General features: G+C 63.1%; 1 protein-coding gene. It reads right to left on the minus strand.

Annotated features, from left to right (window positions below; translation table 11 throughout):
- Positions 1-161: 161 nt before the first annotated feature.
- Complete coding sequence (locus ACIQU6_RS44775) at positions 162-569, minus strand: ImmA/IrrE family metallo-endopeptidase (protein ID WP_403488495.1); 408 nt, start codon at positions 567-569, stop codon at positions 162-164.
- Positions 570-1522: the final 953 nt, after the last annotated feature.

A 1522-nucleotide genomic window follows, 5' to 3' on the forward strand; every position in this document is an offset into this window, starting at 1 on the left:
CCTACCTTGATCAGCACGAGATCCCCCGGCCGAAGTCCTGGCGAACCCTGGGCACCTGACCTCGGCAACTCCAAGATCCCCGACAGAGTCAAGCTTAGCCATAACGTCCAGTACGACCGCAGAGTGTTCCGTATTTAGGACTCCAGAGTTCCGGTGCCCAATCAACGTTGTTCGTCGACCTGTTCAGCCAACAGACGGGCACGATAAATACGGCTTGTGACCCCCAGTTCGCGCGCGATGGCGGTCGGCGACAGTCCTGACTCGCGGGTGGCCGCCAGTTGCGCACTGCTAATGAGTTTGCGTGCCGCCCACAGTTCCGCCTTGCGTTCCTGGGCAATGATCTCAATGGTCCTCACCGATTCGTCCGCGTACGCACACCGTTGGTGCTCCAAGGCGATGTGCGCTAGCTCATGCGCGAGTGCGCACCGCTTTGGGATGCGGTCCAGACCGAGGGTGCAGTACACCTTGCCGCGCTCGGCATCCCAGGCTGCTAGCGTGTCTCGGAGCAGCAGGTACTGGATGGCGATACCCAGCTTCTCTAGCTCCGCTTCAGGGTCAAACGTGCCCATACCGAACTCCGTCTTCTTTGGCGCCGACCCCGAGACGGTATCTGCGTTCAAGATCACTCCGTGTCTACCGGCCGGTACCACGGCGGCAATACGAGACGCAGAAACGACAGACCGTTCGAACCAATCCAGCCGCGCTATGGCCCCGCAGGTGCTCTCGAAAGCTGATGCGAAAATCACGGTCGCCCCGCGGGTGTACGGCCTTGTTGCAGGGGGTGTTGGTGTCTTGCGGGCGTGGTTGGGGGACCGGTGGTGGCCGGTCCGGCGGGTGCTGCTGTGGGCGGTGTGCGGTCAGGCGGCGGTGTCGGGTTGGACGGGGGTGAAGGTGACGGCGAGGCCGACACCGTTGTGGAGTTCGACCTGCAGTTGCTGAAAGCCACAGCAATCTCCACCCTTTCGCCTCTGATCGTCTCTTCCGCGGACGGGGTCCAGTTCGTGTCCAAGCGATTTAGCCCCGCCCGGGCAGGGTCCACTGTCGTCATGCGCGCCAAACAGCGGCACCCCCGTACTCGCCTCAGAGCCGTACCTGGTGGCTCAGGGTGAATCATCTGTGCAGCGCGCCGCGCTCGATGACGCCGAGGGCGGTTTTGGCCGTTTCGCCCCGCTTGTTGGTTCGTTGTGCGAGCCGTGGGCGACTCTTTTCATGATTCCGCGCAGTACGCCCCCCGATGGGACGTGTACTGGCCCGACAATCCGGTAGCGACGCTGGACGTCCGTAGGTACCCCACGCTGCGACGTATGAGGGCGGCCTGGCGGATGGTGTTTGTCGCATTTTCCGCCGCGACAGTGCTTGCGGCCCTGCTGGTCACCATCTTCGACTGAGCCGGGCCGTTCCGTTGGAACGACCCTCACGGGCACCGAGGCAGGGCCGTTGCAAGTTCCGGGGTCGTTACGGCTGGTGGGGTTGTGACTGGTTTGGGTGCGTAGCAGAGCAGGCACGGGCTTTGTGATCATTG

Source organism: Streptomyces sp. NPDC090442, from assembly GCF_044769405.1.
In the GTDB taxonomy this organism is placed as follows: Bacteria; Actinomycetota; Actinomycetes; order Streptomycetales; family Streptomycetaceae; genus Streptomyces.

Bases quoted from the DNA above. Each gene is read 5' to 3' on its own strand.
- ACIQU6_RS44775 (WP_403488495.1), bottom strand. From the start codon at position 569: ATGGGCACGTTTGACCCTGAAGCGGAGCTAGAGAAGCTGGGTATCGCC.